Origin of the sequence: Chryseobacterium soli (assembly GCF_000737705.1) — a bacterium.
In the GTDB taxonomy this organism is placed as follows: Bacteria; Bacteroidota; Bacteroidia; order Flavobacteriales; family Weeksellaceae; genus Chryseobacterium; species Chryseobacterium soli.
Genome location: NZ_JPRH01000006.1, coordinates 152504 through 172694 on the forward strand (window position 1 = coordinate 152504; position 20191 = coordinate 172694).

Here is a 20191-nt window from a genome sequence, read left to right on the forward strand (position 1 = left end):
ATCAATTTAACAATGCAATAATCTTCTTGTATCACTGGCTGATCAGATTATTGCCTTTTATTTTATTATTTCATCCAGAATTGTATTCAGGGCAGCAAGGTCTTCTTTCATTACATGGGAATAAGGATCCTGCGCTTTTTTAATAAGACTGACTGCTTCTTGAATCATTTCAATAGGTTTCCCGGTTTTCAACTGAAGTTTTTTAATAAAATCTTCATCCAGATTCTGAGTATCAATTAAAAGATCCAATCGAATTTTGTGTAAGAAATACTGGGCTTTTTTGGCCATCATATCATGGAAATCGCCTTCCTGTAAATAAAGGTTTCCGATACTTTTTACAAAATCTACCGAAGTATTCTTTAGAGGTTCAATAATGGGAACAATACGCTGTTTTCTTTTGGCATTAAAAAAGATAAACAAAACCAATCCTCCCAAAAATAGCCACCAGGCATATTTAAGTGCGGGATTTGATAAGATAAACCTCATAAAAAACCGCGAAGTTTTTGTATTGCTTTCTACAAACCAAAGGGTTTCTTTATCCTGAAGATACGAAAAAACATCCTGAGTATATTTTATATTTCCCGGTTTCAGAAGATAATAATTCGTCAGGAAAAGAGGTTCGCTGTGAACGTAAATATTTCCTTTTCCAAATTTAACTTTAATAAAATTAGCCTGATCTCCATTATCTTTTTCAATGGTTTTGCCCAAGACTTCCACCTGGGGTTTAATGAAGGTGAATCCTCTACCTGACGGAAATTTATCTAATTTAATAAAATCATTCTGATATTGTTTATCGGTAAGTTTCAGGACATTTTCCTCCTTAAAAGAGATGTCTGAATCATAGTACCCGATACTGTCTGAAATTTCTCTCGGAATATCATTTACAATCAGCATCGCATCGGAACCTTTTGAAACCTCATCAAGGATTTTTCTCCACGATTCTTCATCAATGTCACTTTCAATAACCAGAATATTATGCGGTTTTTTAGGATGCTGGTTGTAATAATCGTACGGAGTCTGTTCAATTTTTTTCAGATTGTTTTTAAAAAGGTCTTTCACTTCATTATTAAAAACAAACAATCCGAAAGGTGTTTTTTTATTGACATCAAAATTTTTTCTCCAGTCCGTAGTTTCTTTTTTATTCACTTCAAGCAACGCCAGAATAACCATCACCACGATGAAGATTACAGCATATATTTTGAAAGTTTTGTTCATAGTAAAAGTTTAATTACGGTTTAAATGCCTGATATTGATTTTTAAAATTCTGATATCCCTGTTCATCAATATTGAATTCTCCATACCATACATAATCGAAAATGTAAGACAGATTGAAAAATTCATTTTTGAGATGGGGAGCTTTTAATTCCGCTCCATATTCTTTGTTGGTTTTTTCAGGGTTCCAATTGATTAATTTTTTATCGCTTAATTTCTTCAGTACAAATAAAAACTGATACCGAACGGCAGACCGGTAATCGCCGGATCTCTCAAATTGAGCAATACTTTCCGGAAAGTTAATTTCATGAATATTTTCATGGAGTTCTTCTGCATTGATCTCTACTTTCTTATTTTTTTTGCCAAAGAAAAAGTTTCCATCTTTTCCAAGGATATATCTGACGATAAAATACAGCAAAAAGCCCACAAGAAGAATAGCAAAAAGCCGAATGACTATACTGGCTGCATTAGCAGATTTAGTAAACGCTGTTTCTCCAAAAATACTTTGCAGGAATTGATCTAATTTCCGTAAAAGCTTTTGAAAAAAAGATTCTCTGGGCTTAGAAACAGTATAATCGTATTCATTCCCTTTGTATCTTGACTGGAGATTTTCTTTAAATTTCTTAGGATACACTGTATTTTCAGAAACAGGATTCCTCAACAAAACAGAATCCGCCCGAAGCATATTTCTATAATGCCCTGAGCTCAGAGAATCTTCCATATAGCTTTCAACCACAGTTGTTGCACTGTCGCTTTGAGCATATACCGATTCTACCGAAAAAAAGATCAGTATGAAAAAAAGAAATTTATTCATTAAATCCGATGGTTTCAATTTCTGCAAGTTCTACTTTTTGATGAAGATCTGTCCGGCTGTCATAATACATTAACCCTGAATTGATAAAGATTAAATTCGAGAGGAAAAATGAGATCAGCATTGAAATTCCGTAAAATATGAAGAAGATAATCCCTGCTACCCCTGCAAAAGCATCTTGTCCGGAACTTCCATCAGGAATTGTCGTAAGCGCTGATCCATAAGTAAACATCATCGGTATCAGTGTGAAAATAGAAGTTATCACATATAAAATGATGGATACCACAATGGTTGCTCCCCAATATTTCCAATATGGTGATTTTTCTCTCCCATTCGGATAAGAAAACTGCGATCTGATGGCATAACTTAAGCTTTCAAAGAAACCTCTGTCTGTATTGAAATAATCAAACATCAAAAATATCACGACATTAAAAAGTGTAGGATATACCAGCAGCAACAGGAAGAATCCGATAATGATCAGCAGCAGTGCATAAGAGATTCCCAGTACAAAGAAGGACAGCGGCGTGACAATAAACATCATTCCTAAACAAAGAATAATAATTCTGCCTGCATTTTTCTTAAAATCACCCAGAATCTCATCAGATTTCACCTTCTCAGCTCCCTGAGCAATTCTTTTAAGATAAAACACGGGATATAAATAATTGACGATCATCAGTACTGCAAAAAGCACAAATATCAATCCTCCTACAATGACGAGCATTCCGGCGTTATCAGAAAAATACCTTTCGAAGTAGTAGCTTTCACCGCTAAGATTTGAACCAGCAAGCTGTCCGAAAATCTCTCTGAATCCGAAAATAACCACTGCTATCATCAAAATAATCAGCAGACCATTGATAAGCAGATAGTTTTTAAAATAATTTTTACCGTATATTTTGAAAAAGTTGAAACTGTCGCTGATAAAAGTTCCAAACTCCCTTTTCTTATAAAATTGCATCATTTGTTGGTGTATTAATTTTTTTATAGACAATGGACGGGTAAATGAAATAGTAAAATCCTATTATAACCAAAGACCCGAAAATAATAATAAGATTCAATATGAGCGGCATTTTCAAGGCATGTCTTGTAACGTATCCTTCGATAATTCCCGCACAGATGGTAAAGGGAACCGTGCTTAAGAATATTTTAAAGGAATCTTTAAAACCGCTTTTAAAAGAATTGAATCTTGATAAGGTTTTAGGAAATAAAATAGAGGCCCCAAGAATCAATCCGCACATAGCTTCCACCACCATTGAAAAGATCTCAAAAACTCCGTGAAGCCAGATTCCTCTTGCACTATCCATTAAGGCTCCGTAATCATAGAAAAAATACTGGAATGACCCCAGCATTACACTATTGGAAAGAAGCGCATACAGCGTTCCTATTCCTCCGGCAATCCCATAGAGATATAATTTAGCACCTACTCCGATATTATTAAAAATAATTCCTATCGTACTGCCCCATGTGGAACCGCTCTGATAAACTCCTACTGCATTCCCTTTTTTGATGTTTTCAATCGTTTCATTCACATACCCTTCTCCAAGAATGATATTCGTGAAATCTTTATCATATATTGCGGAAAGAACGCCTATGGAAGTAAATAAAATGAAGAAAATAAAAGCATACATCAAATACCTCCGATACTGATACACCAGTAAAGGCGCTTCTGTTTTGAAGAAATACAACAGCCTGTTTTCTTCCACACGTTTCGTTTTATAAATCTTCTGAAATATTTGGGAAGAAAGGTGATTCAGATATACAGTCGTATTGCTTTTAGGGTAATAAGTCTGTGCAAAAGAAAGATCATTGATGAGATTGATGTACAGCGAAGACAGGTCATCAGGATTTTTTTTGATTTTCCCTTGAATAACCTGTTCTATTCCCAACCATTTTTCTTTATTTTGTTTAATAAAATAAACTTCTCTCATAATTGTAAGGCTAAAATAATAAAAAATATGTCTCAAATTGCGATAAATACTTCACAAAATGTAAATATTAACTTTACCACCGCCAGCGTTGGAGAAAGAATGCTTGCTTTCATCATTGATCTTCTGATAAAAGTGGCATACGCAGTTGTTGCTTTGTATTTATTTTTTAGTGTTTTTGATTTAGGCTATATATTGACCGGGCTTGATCAATGGTCGCAAATGGCTATCTATATTGCCATTACATTTCCTATTTACATTTACCCCGTTGTTTTGGAAAGCCTGATGGAGGGACAGACTCCCGGCAAAAAAGCCATGAAAATCCGGGTGGTAAAAATTGATGGATATCAGGCCAGTTTTGGAGATTATCTGATTCGATGGGTATTCAGGCTGATTGATACTTCTTTTGCCGGAGTGGTTGGTTTGATCTCAATGATCGTTTCAAAAAATAATCAGCGGTTAGGAGATATTGCTTCCGGTACCGCCGTGATTTCACTCAAAAATAACATCAATATTTCTCATACAATCTTAGAAAATATCCATCAGGATTACGTTCCTTCATTTCCTCAGGTAATTGCTCTGAGTGATAACGACATGAGAATTATTAAAGATAATTATACAAAAGCCCTTAAAATAGACGACAGACAGGTAATCAGCAAGCTATCAGATAAGATTAAAAGTATTTTAAAACTGGATGTTGATGCCGTAAAAATGACGGAAAGGCAGTTTATTAATGTGATCATCAAAGATTACAATTACTATACTGGGAAAGATAATTAAAGCTCAATGTACAACTCCATTTGATAGCTGGAGTGACTTTGAAAATTGATATTGCTTCTGAAAACATTCGTGTTATTTATGTTTCACAAAAGGTCGGTGCAATTTTTGTATTTCCATTAACAAATTATTGATTATGAAATTTGACAACAATAAATCAGGAAACGGCGGTGTTATTACGCTCAACAACGAAGTAAAAGAAGTAGGAAGGCTTACCTATACTATTTTCCCTGAAGACAATAAACTGATTATTTCTTTCGTACTGGTACATCCGGAATTTGAAGGAAGGGGAATGGGAAAATTTTTGGTTGAAGAAGCCCTGAAATTTTCAAGGGAAAACAACTGGAAAGTATATCCGCACTGTTCCTATGCAAGAGCTGTGATGACGAGAATGACCGATGTAGATGATATTTTCTTAAAGAATTAAAACTTCATTCACCAGTATATCTTCAATATTATCCGGGTAGTTTACCTTGAGATGATGATCAGAAGCTACCCAATTCATGATCTCTTCAAGTTCTAACACTTTAGAATTAGGAATTCCCATTTGATCTAAAGCGCAGGCATTACATTCCTGTTCGTATTGGTTATGAATGGGAATCACGAATAATTTCTTATCCATAAAAAGTGCCTCTGCCGGGCTCTCAAAACCGGCATTGCATAAAATCCCTTCACAGCTTTCAAAATATTTGAGGTATTGAATTTCGTCGATAGGAAAAACTTCTACATTTTTCACTTTAACCTGTTGTTTACTGTATTTTGAAAATACTTTCCATTCAACAGGAATCTGTCGCAAAATTTTAATAATATTCTCATCGGCAAAACTGGGAAGATAAACCAAATAATATCCTTTTTTCTGCGGATTAAGATTTCTTATTTTTCTTCTGATAACCGGCTTTTTAATCTGAGGATGATAATTTTCAAAATGAAACCCTATTTTTCTGTCACTGGGAACATAATATTTTAAGATCAATTCTCCCAGGAAGTCTTTTTTTTCAGGTTTTGGAGTTTCGGCAAAGCTCATAGATGCCTGATGGCTAAGTTCAATCATCGGTAATTTCTTCAATTTACAAGCCCAGCCGGTGAGAGGTTCATAATCGTTAATGATGAGATCATACCGGGAAAGCTCAAGTTCCCTGATTGTTTTAGCAGCTTCCAGAAATTTATTTTCAGTAAACGTTTTGCGGTAGGATAAACCGCCTGTTTTGTTATAAAGCAGAGAAATGCCCTTATGTTGATAGTTAATATCAAAATCAGCCTTTAATTGCGATTGATGCCCACTGATTAAAGTGTCTACCGAAGCGTATTTTTTAAGAATAGGAATAATTTCCTGTGCTCTTGCTACGTGACCGTTTCCGGTACCCTGAAATGCATATAAAATTTTCATTTAGGAAAAATTGGTAACTATTTTTAAAAGTTCAGAATTATCCATATCCTGAATATCTTCTGTTCCATCATCTTGAAGCAGATGTTTATGTTCATCATAATAAAAAATAGTCCATTCCTTTTCATTGTATTCCAGGGCAGACAGGTTTTCTATCCAGTCTCCGGAATTAAGATAAGTACAGGATCCTTTTTTATTGATTACTTTCCGAATCTGAGGCTGATGAATATGTCCGCAGATTACGTAGTCATAATGATTGTCAATAGCCAATTCGGAAGCCGTCAGCTCAAAGTCGCCAATATACTTCACGGCTTTCTTTACATTGTTTTTGATTTTCTTTGAAAATGAATACTTTTCCCGTCCCATTTTCTCCAAAAACCAATTGACCATATTATTGATGATGATTAGCAGATCGTAGCCTTTGCCGCCGAGTTTGGCAATCCATTTAGAATGCTGGACTGATGCATCGAAAACATCCCCATGAAAGATCCAGGTTTTCTTTTGATCAATATCCAGACAGATTTTATTGCAGACCTTTAATTTACCCAATTCAAAATCGGTAAACTTCCGGAACATTTCATCATGATTGCCTGTGATATAGTAGACTTCCGTACTTTTAGTAGCCAACGAAAGAATCTTCTTGATCACTTTCAAATGAGGTTTAGGGAAGTAAGACTTTTTAAACTGCCAGATATCAATAATGTCTCCATTCAAAACCAGAGTCTTAGGTTGAATAGAATTCAGATATCTCAGCAATTCTTTAGCCTTACATCCATAAGTTCCCAAATGAACATCCGAAATAACAACTAGCTCTACGTTTCTTTTCATAGTTTTATGCAAAGAAACTAATTGAAAGTTAATTATATATGAATGCTATATTATTTTTTAGAGAGTGTTCATTAACTCTTCTGTGATTTCCATATTGTGATAAACGTTCTGCACATCATCATCTTCTTCAAAACGCTCAAGCATTTTCATGTTAGCCTTAAACTGATCTGCATTCACTTCTTTCGTATTGTTGGCAATTCTTTGAAGTTCTGCACTTTTAGCTTCCACTCCAAGTTCATCCAGTTTATGAGACATAGATCCAAAATCTTCAAAAGCAGTCGTAATCATTACTTCTTCTTCATCCTGATCTACATCTTCAGCACCTCCATCAATCATTTCCATTTCGAAATCATCCCAATCCATTTTGATTTGGGCCTTATCAATACTGAAAATACCTTTTCTATCAAAGATAAATGCTAGCTCCCCATTTTTCCCAAGGTTACCGTCGAACTTATTAAAAATAGCTCTTACGTTGGCAACAGTTCTTGTTGTGTTATTGGTGGTACATTCTACAAAAAATGCAACACCACCCTGTCCATATCCTTCATAGGTAATCTCCTCATAGTTTTCTGCATCAGCACCACTCGCCTTTTTGATGGCTCTTTCCACATTGTCTTTTGGCATATTCGCGCCTTTTGCATTCTGGATGCATCTCCTTAATGCAGGATTAGCTTCCTGATCTGGTCCACCAGCTTTTACTGCTAATGCGATATCTTTTCCAATTTTAGAAAAAGTTTTGGCCATTTTATCCCAACGGGCCATTTTAGAAGCTTTTCTATATTCAAATGCTCTTCCCATTTTTATTTTAAATTTTCAACAAAATTACTTAAAAGTATACGAAAAAAAAATACCCCCAAAAAAATTGGAGGTATTTATTATTTAGAAAAATTAATTATTTTTTCTTTTTAGCTGGAGCCTTCTTAGCTGGAGCTTTCTTAGCACCTTTTTTAACAGCTTTTTTAGCTGGTTTAGCTACAGTAAGGTCATTCTTCTTGTAAGTATCCCACTCAGCACCTGAGATAGCTCTTACGATAACTTTTCTGTCTTTTTGTCTTTCAGCATCAGATGCAGTTGCAGGAACAGTAGCTTCCTGAGAACCGATACCGATAGATTTCAATGTTGCAGGGTTTACACCTCTAGCTTCTAAAGCAGCTACTACAGAAGCGGCTCTTTCTTTAGAAAGTTTCAAGTTGTAAGCGGCAGCACCTTTAGCATCTGTCATACCTACTACTACGAAGTTTTCAGCATCTGCATCTTTGATAATCTTAGCAGCACTGTCTAATTTTTCACTAGACTGAGGTCTGATTGTAGCTTTGTTGAAATCAAATAAGATATCTTTTAATTGTTCAGTTACTACGATAGCTGTTGGCTTCTTAGGAGCTGGACATCCGTTGTATTCAGGAAGACCTGGTACTGTAGGACAAGCATCATCTTTGTCTAAGATACCATCACCGTCAGTATCTGGCCAAGGACAACCGTTGTTTTCTGCTGGACCTGCAACTGTAGGACAAGCATCATCTTTGTCTATTACACCATCACCGTCAGTATCTGGCCAAGGACAACCGTTGTTTTCAACTGGACCTGCTACGTCTGGACATTGATCGTCTTTATCTGGAACTCCATCACCGTCAGTATCAGGACATCCTTGGAATTCTGGTAGACCTGGTGTATCTGGACATAAATCGTCTTTATCTAAGATACCATCCTTATCTCTATCTCTGTTACCAAATCTAAATAGTAAAGATGCTGAAGCTTGCCAAAAGTTAGCAACAGTAGATTTATCACCAGGAGTTGATACATAATCACCCTGAACACCAAGACCGAAGTTCTTAGTTACCCAGAAGTTAGCACCTGCACCTGTAGAAACTGTAAAGAAGTTAGCTTTACCATTCTCGTTACCACCGTCTCCGTTTAAAACATAGTTTCCATTAACGTCAGTTCTTGGGAAAGAAAGAGCAGTATAGTCATGTCTTAAATAGTTAGCACCTACTCTTAAGTAAGGATCAAACCAAGACTCTTCGTTCCATAAAAGCCCTGCAGCTTTAGCCTGGAAACCAAGACCAGTCATTAACATGAACTCTTTACCCATGTTGAATCTCTTATTATCAACATTTCCTACAGAAGTCTGCCAGTCGATAACCAAACCTTTACCAATGTTTCTAGCTACAGTAAGCTTAGACAATGGAGGAGTGATAGAGAAGTTGTTCACATTGAACATTGTCTTCGTCAAATTATTAGCAGAGAACGTATTACTGAAGTTGCCCTGCTGTGCTTTATGGTTTTCCGCATGAGCACCAACCCCGATTAACCACGGATTGTTGGTAGTCTGAGCGAAAACAGTAGAGGCTACAGTAAGCGCCAATGCTGAAATTCCTAATTTTAGATTTTTCATAGAATTAAATGATTAAATAATTGATAATGCAAAATAAATATAATTTTTCTTTATATACAAAGTTTTTTAAATGATTTTTAACTTTTCTTTAATATTCTATCCAGGTTACGTTTATTTTCTCTATCTTTTATCGCTTCCCTTTTATCAAAAAGCTTTTTCCCCCTTCCTAGCGCTATTAAAACCTTTGCTTTCCCCTTGTCATTAATATATAACTTTAAAGGTATAACAGTATTTCCTGCATCCTTTAATTTCTTTTCAAGTTTCTGCAATTCTTTTTTGTGCAACAGCAATTTCCGTTCCCTTTTTGTTTTGTGATTGTAAAAAGTACCTAATTTGTACTCATCAATCATCATATTTATAATGTATAACTCCCCATCAATAAACTGACAGAACGATTCTGTAATGGAAGCTTTGGATGAACGTAAAGATTTTATCTCCGTACCCGTTAATACCATGCCTGCTTCAAATTCTTCAAGAATTTCATATTCAAACCGGGCTCTTCTATTAAATATATTGACTGTTTTTTCGATCTTCATCATTTTTAAATTTCGTTATGAAATATATAAAAAATACGGTACATTTAAAAACTTGGCTATGACATTATTATAAATTACCCAAATTCTTTTCGTAATTTTGCGCCAAATTTACAAAACTATATGTTAACAGTATCTAACTTATCTTTACAATTCGGGAAAAGAGTTCTTTTTGACGAGGTAAACATCATGTTTGCAAAAGGAAATTGTTATGGGATTATCGGAGCTAATGGAGCTGGAAAATCAACATTCCTTAAAATATTAACTGGAAAGCAGGATCCTACGACAGGGCATATATCACTAGAGCCAGGAAAAAGAATGTCAGTTTTAGAGCAGGATCACTTTGCTTACGATCAATATACTGTTCTTGAAACTGTACTAAGAGGAAATAAAAAGCTATTTGAAATAAAAGAGGAAATGGATGCGCTGTATGCGAAAGAAGATTTCTCTGATGAAGATGGTATAAAAGCGGGAGAACTAGGTGTTATCTATGATGAAATGGGAGGATGGAACTCAGAATCTGATGCACAAAGTATGCTTTCTAATGTAAGAATCAAGGATGATATGCATTGGCAGATGATGAGTGAACTTGAGAACAAGGACAAAGTAAAAGTTCTTTTGGCTCAGGCACTTTTCGGAAACCCTGATGTACTGATTCTGGATGAACCTACGAATGACCTGGATATCGACACTATTTCATGGTTAGAAGACTTCCTTGCGGATTACGAAAATACAGTTATTGTAGTTTCTCACGACCGTCACTTCTTAGATACTGTCTGTACTCATATCGGTGACTTGGATTATGCTAAACTGAACCTTTATACAGGAAATTATTCATTCTGGTATCAGGCTTCACAGCTGGCAACAAGACAAAGAGCTCAAGCCAACAAAAAAGCTGAAGAGAAGAAAAAAGAACTTCAGGATTTCATTGCCAGATTTAGTTCAAACGTAGCAAAAGCTAAACAGGCAACGGCAAGAAAGAAAATGATCGATAAACTTAACATCGATGATATTAAGCCATCTTCAAGAAGATATCCTGCTATTATTTTTGAAATGGAAAGAGAGGCCGGAGATCAGATCTTAGATGTAAAAGGTCTTGAAAAGACTAAAGACGGAGAATTATTGTTCTCTAATATTGACCTTAATCTTAAAAAAGGAGATAAAGTAGCGGTAATTTCTAAAAACTCTTTAGCAATCACTGAATTTTTTGAAATTTTAGCCGGAAATGTTGAAGCAGACAAAGGTACAGTTGCATGGGGTGTTACTACCAACCAGTCGCATATGCCTTTAGACAATACGAATTTCTTCCAGGAAGACCTAAGTTTAGTAGACTGGTTAAGACAATTCACTAAAAATGATGAAGAGCGTCACGAAGAATTCATGAGAGGATTCCTTGGAAGAATGCTATTCTCAGGGGATGAAGCTTTGAAATCTTGTACTGTACTTTCAGGAGGGGAAAAAATGAGATGTATGTTCAGTAGAATGATGCTTCAGAAAGCAAATGTTCTTTTACTTGATGAACCTACCAACCACTTAGACCTTGAGAGTATCACTACTTTGAACAACTCTTTATCTAACTTCAAAGGAAATCTTTTATTGGCATCTCATGACCACGAAATGCTTCAGACAGTCTGTAACAGAATTATCGAATTGACTCCTTCAGGGATCATCGATAGAGAAATGACTTATGACGAATATCTTGCTGATAAAAAAGTAAAAGAATTAAGAGAAAAAATGTATTCTTAAGACAAGAATACATTCTAGTTTCAGAATAAAAAAATTCCTCAAAGTTGCTTTTGAGGAATATTTTTTTATGTAAGTTTACCTTTATGAAGTCAGTTTTGTTTTCGGCAGGGTAACAGTTCCGGGGTCTTTCCATAAACCGTCTTTCTCTGCTCTTTTCTTAACAGCCTGAGCTCTTTTTTCGCTGTCCGGGTGAGAATTAAACATCTTTTCAAAACCAGATTGTGTACTTCCTTCTGAAAGCAGTGCCAGCTTTTTAAATGCTCTGTACGCTCCTACTACATTATAATTATTAGCTTTCATAAAATCATATGAATAGGTGTCAGCTTCAGATTCCTGCTTCTTGCTGTGTGAAGCATCCAAAAAGGCGTTCGCCATCTTTCCTACCTGGCTTTCATTAAGTGTAGAAACTGTAGCGGAAGCTGATGAAGCCGCATCTAATGCTGCTGCTTTTAAATAAGCCGATTTCATAGCATCTTTTGTGTCCTGATTTTTCACATGTCCGATTTCATGCCCGATAACTGCCAGTAGCTCATCATCCGTCATGATATCCATCAATGAAGAAAATACCCGAACGCTACCGTCTGCACAGGCAAAGGCATTAATGTCTTTTACTTTGTAGACTTTGTAATTGAGCGTAAGACCATCCTGGGATTTGTGTTTCGCGAAAAGTTTATTAAGCCTTATGGTATAAGGATCTTTAGGACCAGCAACCTGATTATTTTTATCCATATAATCTACTGATTCCTTTGACAGCTTAATCGCGTCTTCATTGGTAAAAGTAAAGGCCTTGGCTCCTTTGGAAACCACCCCTACTGCTTTTCCAAGATTAATTTTTTGTGCATTAACTGTACACACAGCTCCTAACAATAGAAGCCCGATAGCCATTTTTTTCATAATTATTTCGAATTTGGACCGCGAAGGTAGTTAATTTTTAACAACTTCAGTTTCAAAACTTCATCATTAATCATTTCAAAATGCTATTTTTTTTCCCTATTTTTGTGAAATGAGTCAAAAATGGATCTATAAGCCCGAACCCGATGAAGAAGTTGTGGACAGCCTAAGTTCGTCACTTGGATTTGGTACTTTTGAATCTAAACTCCTCGTTCTTAGAGGAATTGACAATTATCAAAAGGCCCGGGAATTTTTTAAGCCAAACCTTACTGATATTCACAGTCCTTTTTTAATGGCTGACATGCAAAAAGCGGTAGAACGCATTGCAACTGCTATTGAAAATGGAGAAAAAATAATGGTATATGGAGATTACGACGTAGATGGAACTACGGCCGTTGCTTTGATGTACCTCTATCTCAGCAAAATTGTTGAGAAAAAATATCTGGACTATTACATTCCCGACAGAAATTCTGAAGGATATGGTATTTCCACCGAAGGAATTGATTTCGCGAAAGAAAATAATTTCTCTTTAATTATCGCGTTAGACTGCGGAATCAAGGCAATTGACATGATCGCTTACGCCAAAAGCTTGGATATCGATTTTATCATCTGCGACCATCACCTTCCGGGAGACGAAATTCCGAATGCTGCCGCTGTTTTAGACCCTAAAAGAACTGACTGCAGATATCCGTTTAAGGAACTTTCAGGATGCGGAGTGGGCTTTAAGCTTTGCCAGGGATTGAATACTATTTATAAAATTCCTGAAGCAGAATTATTTGAACTTACTGATCTGCTTGCCATTTCCATTGCGGCAGATATTGTTTCGATGACCGGTGAAAACAGGGTTTTAGCTAAAATGGGATTAAAAGTCCTTCGAAAAACAAGAAATATGGGGCTAAGGCTTCTTATTCCTGAAGATAAACTTTCTCATTTTGAAATTTCAAATATTGTTTTTGAAATTGCCCCCAAAATAAATGCTGCAGGAAGGATTTCACATGGAAAAGCAGCGGTTGAGCTGATGGTTTCCGATAACCTGAAACACGCCAACCAGATCGTTAATGACATTATGGGTCTTAATGATGAAAGGCGTGAACTGGATATGAATTCCACCCTTTCCGCTTTGAATCAGATCATTGAATCTCAGCAGGAAACCAAACATACGACGATCGTTTATCATCCCGAATGGAACAAAGGCGTTATCGGAATTGTTGCTTCAAGACTGATTGAAACATACCATAAACCAACATTGGTTTTCACAGATGGAAACAATGGAGAAATGGTAGCTTCTGCCCGATCTGTTTCGGATTTTGACGTTCATGAAGCGCTGGATCTCTGTTCAGAATATTTCCTGAAATTTGGAGGACATCACGCTGCGGCAGGCCTTTCAATGGAAAAAGACAAATTTGAAGCATTCAAAGTAAAGTTTGAACGAATTGTTTCGGAGAAGATTCAGGAACATCAGAAAGAGCCGACTATTCATATTGATTCTGAAATCAATGTTGATGATATTAACAGAGAATTCATTAATTTTCATAGAAAACTGGCGCCTTTTGGCCCTCACAATATGAAGCCTATCCTGACTTTAACGAATCAAAGGCTTTCCGGATATGTAAAAACAATGGGGAAAGACAATAACCACGTTAAATTTTACATAAGACAGGAAGCTACAGGAAGAAATATTGAATGTGTGGGTTTTAAATTAGGCCCATTCGTAGACGATTTTAAGAATAAAAACTTTGATCTGGCTTTCACACTGGAAGAAAACCACTGGAAAGGTAATGTAACGCATTATCTGAATATTAAGGACGTAAAGTTTAGAGAATAATCACTAAATGCTGCCATTTGATTTATGAAGAAGATCGGTCTTTTTTTCGGGTCATTTAATCCAATCCACATTGGACATCTTATTTTGGCCAATTACATTCTGGAGAACTCTGATATGGAAGAGCTTTGGTTTGTCGTGAGCCCACAAAACCCTTTCAAAGAGAAAAAAACGTTGCTGAAGGATCACAACAGGCTGGATATGGTACAGCTTGCCGTAAAAAATTATCCGAATATGAGAGCCTCCAATGTAGAATTCTCACTTCCTAAACCAAGCTATACTATTGATACACTTACTTATCTTCATGAAAAATATCCTGATCATTCTTTCAGCCTGATTATGGGTGAAGACAATCTGGATGGTCTTCATAAGTGGAAAAATTCTGAAACTCTTATAAAAAATCATCACATTATTGTGTATCCAAGGGTTTTTGAAGGGGAGAAAAAGGATTCTGAATATCTTCAGCATGATAATATTTCAGTTATAAAAGCTCCTGTCATTGAGCTTTCGGCTACGGAAATCCGGAATATGATTAAAGAGGGTAAAAATGTAAGACCTATGCTACCACCGGAAGTATTTGACTATTTGGACGGAAGCAGTTTTTATAAGTAATTTTGTACGGATTGAACGTTAAGGAAATAAAGCCGCGACCAGTGAATCTTTATTTTAAGTTTCAATGATAATTTATAATCAAGATAATGAACTTCATCGAAAAATTTTTCTCAAAATATTCCCAGGAAAAAATCATCAAATGGTTTAAACAGATTTGTATTGCAGAAGCTGTTTCTTGTTTCCTGCTATACGGCGTTGCCATGATCTGGAAAAGATATGATGATGAGGGACTTCTTCCTACGATTTTCATTATTGTTATTGGAAATATCCACGGGATATTTTTCAGCCTTTATCTTTTGTTGTGTCTTCCTGTGAGAAAAATTTTCAACTGGGATGATGAGGATTTCGTCTTTGCCCTTCTTTCGGCATTTTTCCCGTTCGCAACGATCTGGGTTGATAAAAAATTAGCCCGATTCGACAGAGAATAATTTTATTTTTCATAAAATTTCACTTTTTGCTGTAACAATATTCCAGTTACAGTTGTCTTATCATGTATAAAAGGTAAGTATCTAATTTTTTAATACAAATTTTAACTACTGAAAATCAATTAGTTAAAATGGATATAAAAATATTTCAAGTACTTTGTATTGCAAGATACTAGATTTATTATATATCTTTGTAATGTTAAATAATAACACATACAAGCTATTAACAAGTTAAAATAACCATCATGAGAACGTCATTACTAATTGGAGCTCTATTTTTCACAGGATTTGTTTTCGCACAAGAAAAGAAAACGGATACGCTGAAAGTAAAAAGCATAGAAGGGATCACTTTGAAAAAGCAGGTTTTCAAAAAACAGAGTGACCGTTTTATTTATGATGTTGCCGCATCTCCTATTGCTAAGGGAACCAATACTTTTAATCTTTTACAGCAAACTCCTATGATTTCAAGTATTGATGGGAAAACCTTAAAAATAATGGGGAAATCTGATGCAGTGATCTACATCAACAGCAAGAAAACCAATATGGATGCTGAGGCATTGATAGAGATGCTGAAAAATACGCCTTCCGAAGATATTCAGAAAATTGAAGTGATCACGGTTCCCGGAAGTGAGTTTCAGGTAGAATCTACCGAAGGTGTAATAAACATCATAATGAAAAAAAGTAAGAACAATGGGTATAACGGAACATTGAAAGTACTGGATGAACAGGGATATTTTAATAATCCATCGGGAGGACTTTCATTGAATGTAAGAAAAAATAAATGGGCTTTCAACACCAATTTCAATATGGGAAGCTGGAAAGAAAAAGAAAAATACACTCTTTCCAACGGTGATGCAACCTTCAGAAATGAATCATACGGGATGAATACCGATCCTAACAGAAACTATGGTGGTGTGGTAAACATCGACTATGAGATTAATAAAAAGCAAAGCCTGGGACTTACTTATAACATGAGATATAATAAAAGTTTTAACTCAGTGTTGGACGTTACCAACTGGCAGGATGGTGTTTTGCAAAACAGAACCGTAAACACGGAAAATGCACAAACAAGAAATCATTCTTTCAATCTTAATTATGAAATAAAAACAGATTCTTTAGGCAGTAAACTGACTTCGAATGTTTCTTATTTATGGTTCAACAGGGATAAAGTAAGTTCTAATGAAACTTTCCCAATCAGTATCGAAAGTCAGTATGGTGCTATCAGACAATCCGTTCCTCAGATTATTAATAATTATGCTGCTAATATTGATTATATCCAGAAAACAGCGAAGGGAAATTCATGGTTAATGGGAATCAGCTATAACCATACGAATACGGATAATGATGCTAAACAGGATGTTTTTGCGGATGGTAATTTTGTAAGTGACATCAGCCAGACGAATCATTTTATTTACAAGGAAAATATTTTAGGCGCTTATATTACTTATGAAAAAAAGTTTAATGAAAAACTATCCGGTAAAATCGGAACCCGATATGAGATGACCAAAAGTACCGGAGAGATTTTAGGAAAAACCGATTTCGACAGAAATTATAATAATCTGCTTCCTTATCTTAATCTTAATTACGTAATCAATGCAGATAACAGCATCAGCTATACTTTTTCCAGCAGAATCAGAAGACCAAGATTCTGGGAGCTGAATCCTTCAAGAACATATTTTACACCTGAGAATTACACTCAGAATAATCCGTTCATCCTGGCTTCGAAACATTATAATCAGGAAATCAGTTATATGTTTAAAAGCGCTTTCTATGCCAATCTCAGCTTCAATTACGCACAGGATGCTTCCAGCCAGCTTCCTTTGCAGGGAACTTTATCCAAACAAGGTGAGGATGAGCATGGAAACCCAATCATCATTACCACAAAATTCTTAAGGTACATCAGAACGAATTATGGTATCAATAAGCAACTGGGTCTGACTGTCGGAATGAACAAATCCTGGATGAAAGAGATCTGGACTACCAACTACTCTGTAAATGTAGCATATAGAATGTTTTCCGGTACGGTAAGTGAGGATCCTACTTCCAGACCTGCAGCGGGAACTACGGAAACTCTTATTCCTTATACAATCGATGTTAAAAATTTCAATTTTTTTGCCCAGTTCAACAACAGTATCCGTCTTTCTTCCCAAAAAGACTGGTTTTTGGGAGTCAATTATTTTTACGCCGGAAAAAACCAGGTGGAGATTGGAGAATCTGGAATACAGCAAAGCTTAGACCTCAGCATAAAAAAGATCTCAGGCAACTGGACTTTCTTAGTTGAAGTGTATGATGTATTTAATCAAAACTATGACAGGCTTACCGGTATACAGCCTAACGGAAGCTATAATAACATTACCACTTTTGGGTACAGAAGAATAATAAGCGCAGGTGCTACTTATAACTTCGGAAATCAAAAATTAAAAAAAGCAAGAGAGATGAAATCAGCGAATGACGCTGTAAAATCAAGAACTTAAAAAATCAAATATTACGCATACAAGTTATTTCAACTAAAAAATAAAATCATGAAAACGCCACTACTCATCGCCGCCATATTTTTCACAGGATTCGCCTTTGCACAGGAAAAGAAACAGGATACTATTAAAACTAAAAGTATCGAGGAAGTTACGATCAAAAAACAGGTATTCAAAAAACAAAGCGACCGTTTTGTATATGATGTTGCCGCTTCTCCAGTAGCCAAGGGAAATACTACTTTTGATTTATTAAAGCAAACTCCCCTGCTTTCTTCTACTGACGACAAAACATTAAAAATTGCCGGAAAGAATAATGCGCTGATCTACATCAACGGAAGAAAAACCAACATGGATGCAGATTCTCTGGTTCAGCTTCTTAAAAGCACTCCTGCCGAAAATATCCAAAAAATTGAAGTAATCACAGTTCCAGGGAGTGAATATCAGGTGGAATCTTCAGACGGTATCATCAATATCGTGATGAAGAAAAAAATGAGCGACGGCCTGAGTGGAAACATGAGAATGAGCAATATGCAGAATAAATACAATGGTTCGAGTGCATCTGTATCTATTAATTACAGAAAGGACAAATTAGGAATCAGCAGTAATATTTTTGCAGGAGATAACATCCAGGCACAATCTTATGTCCTTAAAAACGGAAATGCTAAATCTTCCAATGAATCTATTGGTGATATTACAGACCCTAATAAAAACCTGGGTGGATATTTAAATATTGATTATCAATTAACCGATAAGAGTAATCTGGCGCTATCCTGGAATTCATGGGTGAACAGAAGCTATGATTCAAGAGTAGATTTATTTAATACTATAGTGAGCGACAGCACCCAATATACCTGGTCAAAAAACAGAGAAAATGCCCGTTCTTACAACAATTCACTTAACTTAAACTATGAATTGAAGACGGATTCATTGGGAAGTAAGTTGAATCTTAACGCTGCTTATCTTAATTACAGAAGATTTCAGAATACGGATAATAAAACCTATGGATCCAATATAAGCAGAGATGTACTGGGTTTAAATCAACAAATCATTCAGAATCTTCCACAGATTATTAATAATTTCTCAGGTACTGTAGATTACATCCAAAAGTTTAAAAATGATTTCACCGTTTCTGTGGGGGGAAACTTTAATAAAACCAAAACTGATAATGACACTAAAAATGATACCTTCATATTCAATGCACAGCCTCCTGTAGCCCCAAAACATGATCCGAATCACTTTGTATATGATGAAACGATTTATGGGGTTTATTTAACACTGGAAAAGAAATTCTCTGATAAATTTTCCGGAAAGGCCGGTGCCCGCTATGAAGTTACGAGCAGTTTAGGAACATCTGATAATACCAATACTCCGGAAGAATTCCGAAGAATAGACCGAAAGTATAATAACTTCCTGCCTTACGTAAGTTTTAATTATGCATTGAATCAAACTAACAATATTTCTTATGCGTTTTCTACCAGAATGAGAAGACCCAGCTTCTGGGAGATTAATCCGGTAAGAAATATTTTAACAAATGACAATTACACTCAGAACAATCCATTTGTAAAAGCATCTTCCACGTATAATCAGGAATTAACCTATATGTATAAAAGCTCATATTTCCTGATTTTAAATCACTCTTTATACAAAGATGTCATCACTCAGGTTCCATTACAGGGCTATCCAGTTTCACCAGATGGAAAAGTAGGCACCAACAACGTGCTTCGTTATTTAAGAACAAATTTTGGAAACAAACAGGAAATGTCTGCGATGTTTGGAATTCAAAAATCATATTTCAAAGAATACTGGACAACGAATTTTAATATCGGGGTACAGCACAATATCAACAACGGTACTTTGGCTGTTGATCCTACTACCGGAGACCGTTTCCAGGATATAGACGGTAAACCTGTGGAATATGTTAATAAAACAAAATCTACAAGTATCGTTATTCAAACCAACAATACCATCCGTTTAGATAAAAAGAAAACATGGTTTGTAGGCGTTAATTACTTCTTTGTAGACAAACAACAGATTGAGCTTGGATTGTTGAAAAACTTAATGAGTCTGGATCTTAGTCTGAAAAAAGTCTGGAACGAATGGACGTTTGCACTGAATGTAACGGATGTCCTTAGAACCAATATCGTGGAAATTGAAGATTTTCAGGCTAACGGAAATTACAATTATGTGAAAAATGACCAATTCAACCGGGGAATGACTTTCAGTATTACGTATAACTTTGGAAACCAAAAAGTTAAAAAAGTAAGAGATATTGAAGGAGCTTCAGATGCTATCAAAAGCAGAACAAGATAAAAAACAATCGTTTCATATTCAATTATATTTGTACAGAGAACCCGCTGATTTATTA

18 protein-coding genes are annotated in these 20191 nt (G+C 35.6%); 8 read left to right on the plus strand and 10 right to left on the minus strand.

The genetic code is table 11. The annotated features are described in order from the left end of the window. Positions 1–57 precede the first annotated feature (57 nt). From IW15_RS15000 to IW15_RS15015, 4 genes are read right to left on the minus strand one after another with little or no spacing between them, the layout of a single operon-like run. Positions 58–1215 (minus strand): DUF4350 domain-containing protein, encoded by a 1158-nt coding sequence (locus tag IW15_RS15000; RefSeq protein WP_034712893.1) that lies wholly within the window; start codon positions 1213–1215, stop codon positions 58–60. A gap of 13 nt (positions 1216–1228) precedes the next feature. After that, the gene (locus IW15_RS15005) at positions 1229–2026 is read right to left on the minus strand and encodes a DUF4129 domain-containing protein (RefSeq protein ID WP_034712896.1); all 798 of its coding nucleotides are present in this window, start codon (positions 2024–2026) and stop codon (positions 1229–1231) included. Then, positions 2019–2981 carry a DUF4013 domain-containing protein gene (locus IW15_RS15010; protein ID WP_034712899.1) on the minus strand — a complete coding sequence of 321 codons (963 nt, stop codon included), beginning with the start codon at positions 2979–2981 and terminating at the stop codon, positions 2019–2021. The genes IW15_RS15005 and IW15_RS15010 overlap by 8 nt, the downstream gene beginning before the upstream one ends. Next, the gene (locus tag IW15_RS15015; RefSeq protein WP_034712901.1) at positions 2965–3948 is read right to left on the minus strand and encodes a stage II sporulation protein M; all 984 of its coding nucleotides are present in this window, start codon (positions 3946–3948) and stop codon (positions 2965–2967) included. The genes IW15_RS15010 and IW15_RS15015 overlap by 17 nt, the downstream gene beginning before the upstream one ends. A 27-nt stretch (positions 3949–3975) precedes the next feature. On the opposite strand from IW15_RS15015, the gene IW15_RS15020 reads away from it, so the two are divergent. Next, positions 3976–4725, plus strand: coding sequence for an RDD family protein (locus IW15_RS15020; RefSeq protein WP_034712903.1), 750 nt, complete (start codon positions 3976–3978; stop codon positions 4723–4725). 133 nt (positions 4726–4858) lie between these two features. After that, complete coding sequence (locus IW15_RS15025) at positions 4859–5149, plus strand: GNAT family N-acetyltransferase (protein ID WP_034712904.1); 291 nt, start codon at positions 4859–4861, stop codon at positions 5147–5149. Here the strand turns inward: IW15_RS15025 and IW15_RS15030 are convergent. The 5 genes from IW15_RS15030 to smpB form a co-directional block, all read right to left on the minus strand. Continuing rightward, a complete protein-coding gene (locus tag IW15_RS15030; RefSeq protein WP_034712907.1) occupies positions 5138–6109 on the minus strand; it encodes a glycosyltransferase family protein in 972 nt (323 codons plus the stop codon). The genes IW15_RS15025 and IW15_RS15030 overlap by 12 nt on opposite strands. Next, positions 6110–6934 (minus strand): UDP-2,3-diacylglucosamine diphosphatase, encoded by an 825-nt coding sequence (locus IW15_RS15035; protein WP_034712910.1) that lies wholly within the window; start codon positions 6932–6934, stop codon positions 6110–6112. It abuts the gene before it with no gap. A gap of 57 nt (positions 6935–6991) precedes the next feature. Then, positions 6992–7732 (minus strand): YebC/PmpR family DNA-binding transcriptional regulator, encoded by a 741-nt coding sequence (locus IW15_RS15040; RefSeq protein ID WP_034712912.1) that lies wholly within the window; start codon positions 7730–7732, stop codon positions 6992–6994. 94 nt (positions 7733–7826) lie between these two features. After that, positions 7827–9326, minus strand: a complete 1500-nt coding sequence (locus IW15_RS15045) for an OmpA family protein (protein ID WP_034712915.1) — start codon at positions 9324–9326, stop codon at positions 7827–7829. A gap of 77 nt (positions 9327–9403) precedes the next feature. Continuing rightward, on the minus strand, positions 9404–9862 hold the full coding sequence (gene smpB, locus IW15_RS15050) for an SsrA-binding protein SmpB (RefSeq protein WP_034713109.1): 459 nt from the start codon (positions 9860–9862) through the stop codon (positions 9404–9406). Between the two features lie 120 nt (positions 9863–9982). On the opposite strand from smpB, the gene IW15_RS15055 reads away from it, so the two are divergent. Further along, positions 9983–11605, plus strand: coding sequence for an ABC-F family ATP-binding cassette domain-containing protein (locus IW15_RS15055; protein ID WP_034712918.1), 1623 nt, complete (start codon positions 9983–9985; stop codon positions 11603–11605). Positions 11606–11686: 81 nt separating this feature from the next. On the opposite strand, the gene IW15_RS15060 is transcribed toward IW15_RS15055, so the two are convergent. After that, on the minus strand, positions 11687–12499 hold the full coding sequence (locus IW15_RS15060) for a M48 family metallopeptidase (protein WP_034712921.1): 813 nt from the start codon (positions 12497–12499) through the stop codon (positions 11687–11689). Positions 12500–12608: 109 nt separating this feature from the next. On the opposite strand from IW15_RS15060, the gene recJ reads away from it, so the two are divergent. From recJ to IW15_RS15085, 5 genes are all read left to right on the plus strand, one after another. Next, entirely contained in the window at positions 12609–14321 is a 1713-nt protein-coding gene (recJ, locus tag IW15_RS15065) for a single-stranded-DNA-specific exonuclease RecJ (RefSeq protein WP_034712923.1), read from the plus strand. 24 nt (positions 14322–14345) lie between these two features. Continuing rightward, on the plus strand, positions 14346–14930 hold the full coding sequence (gene nadD, locus IW15_RS15070) for a nicotinate (nicotinamide) nucleotide adenylyltransferase (protein WP_034712925.1): 585 nt from the start codon (positions 14346–14348) through the stop codon (positions 14928–14930). An 86-nt stretch (positions 14931–15016) separates the two neighbouring features. Further along, the gene (locus IW15_RS15075; RefSeq protein WP_034712927.1) at positions 15017–15358 is read left to right on the plus strand and encodes a DUF3817 domain-containing protein; all 342 of its coding nucleotides are present in this window, start codon (positions 15017–15019) and stop codon (positions 15356–15358) included. Between the two features lie 242 nt (positions 15359–15600). Continuing rightward, positions 15601–17829 carry an outer membrane beta-barrel family protein gene (locus IW15_RS15080; protein WP_034712929.1) on the plus strand — a complete coding sequence of 743 codons (2229 nt, stop codon included), beginning with the start codon at positions 15601–15603 and terminating at the stop codon, positions 17827–17829. A gap of 48 nt (positions 17830–17877) precedes the next feature. Next, positions 17878–20136, plus strand: coding sequence for a TonB-dependent receptor domain-containing protein (locus tag IW15_RS15085; protein WP_034712930.1), 2259 nt, complete (start codon positions 17878–17880; stop codon positions 20134–20136). Positions 20137–20191 lie beyond the last annotated feature (55 nt).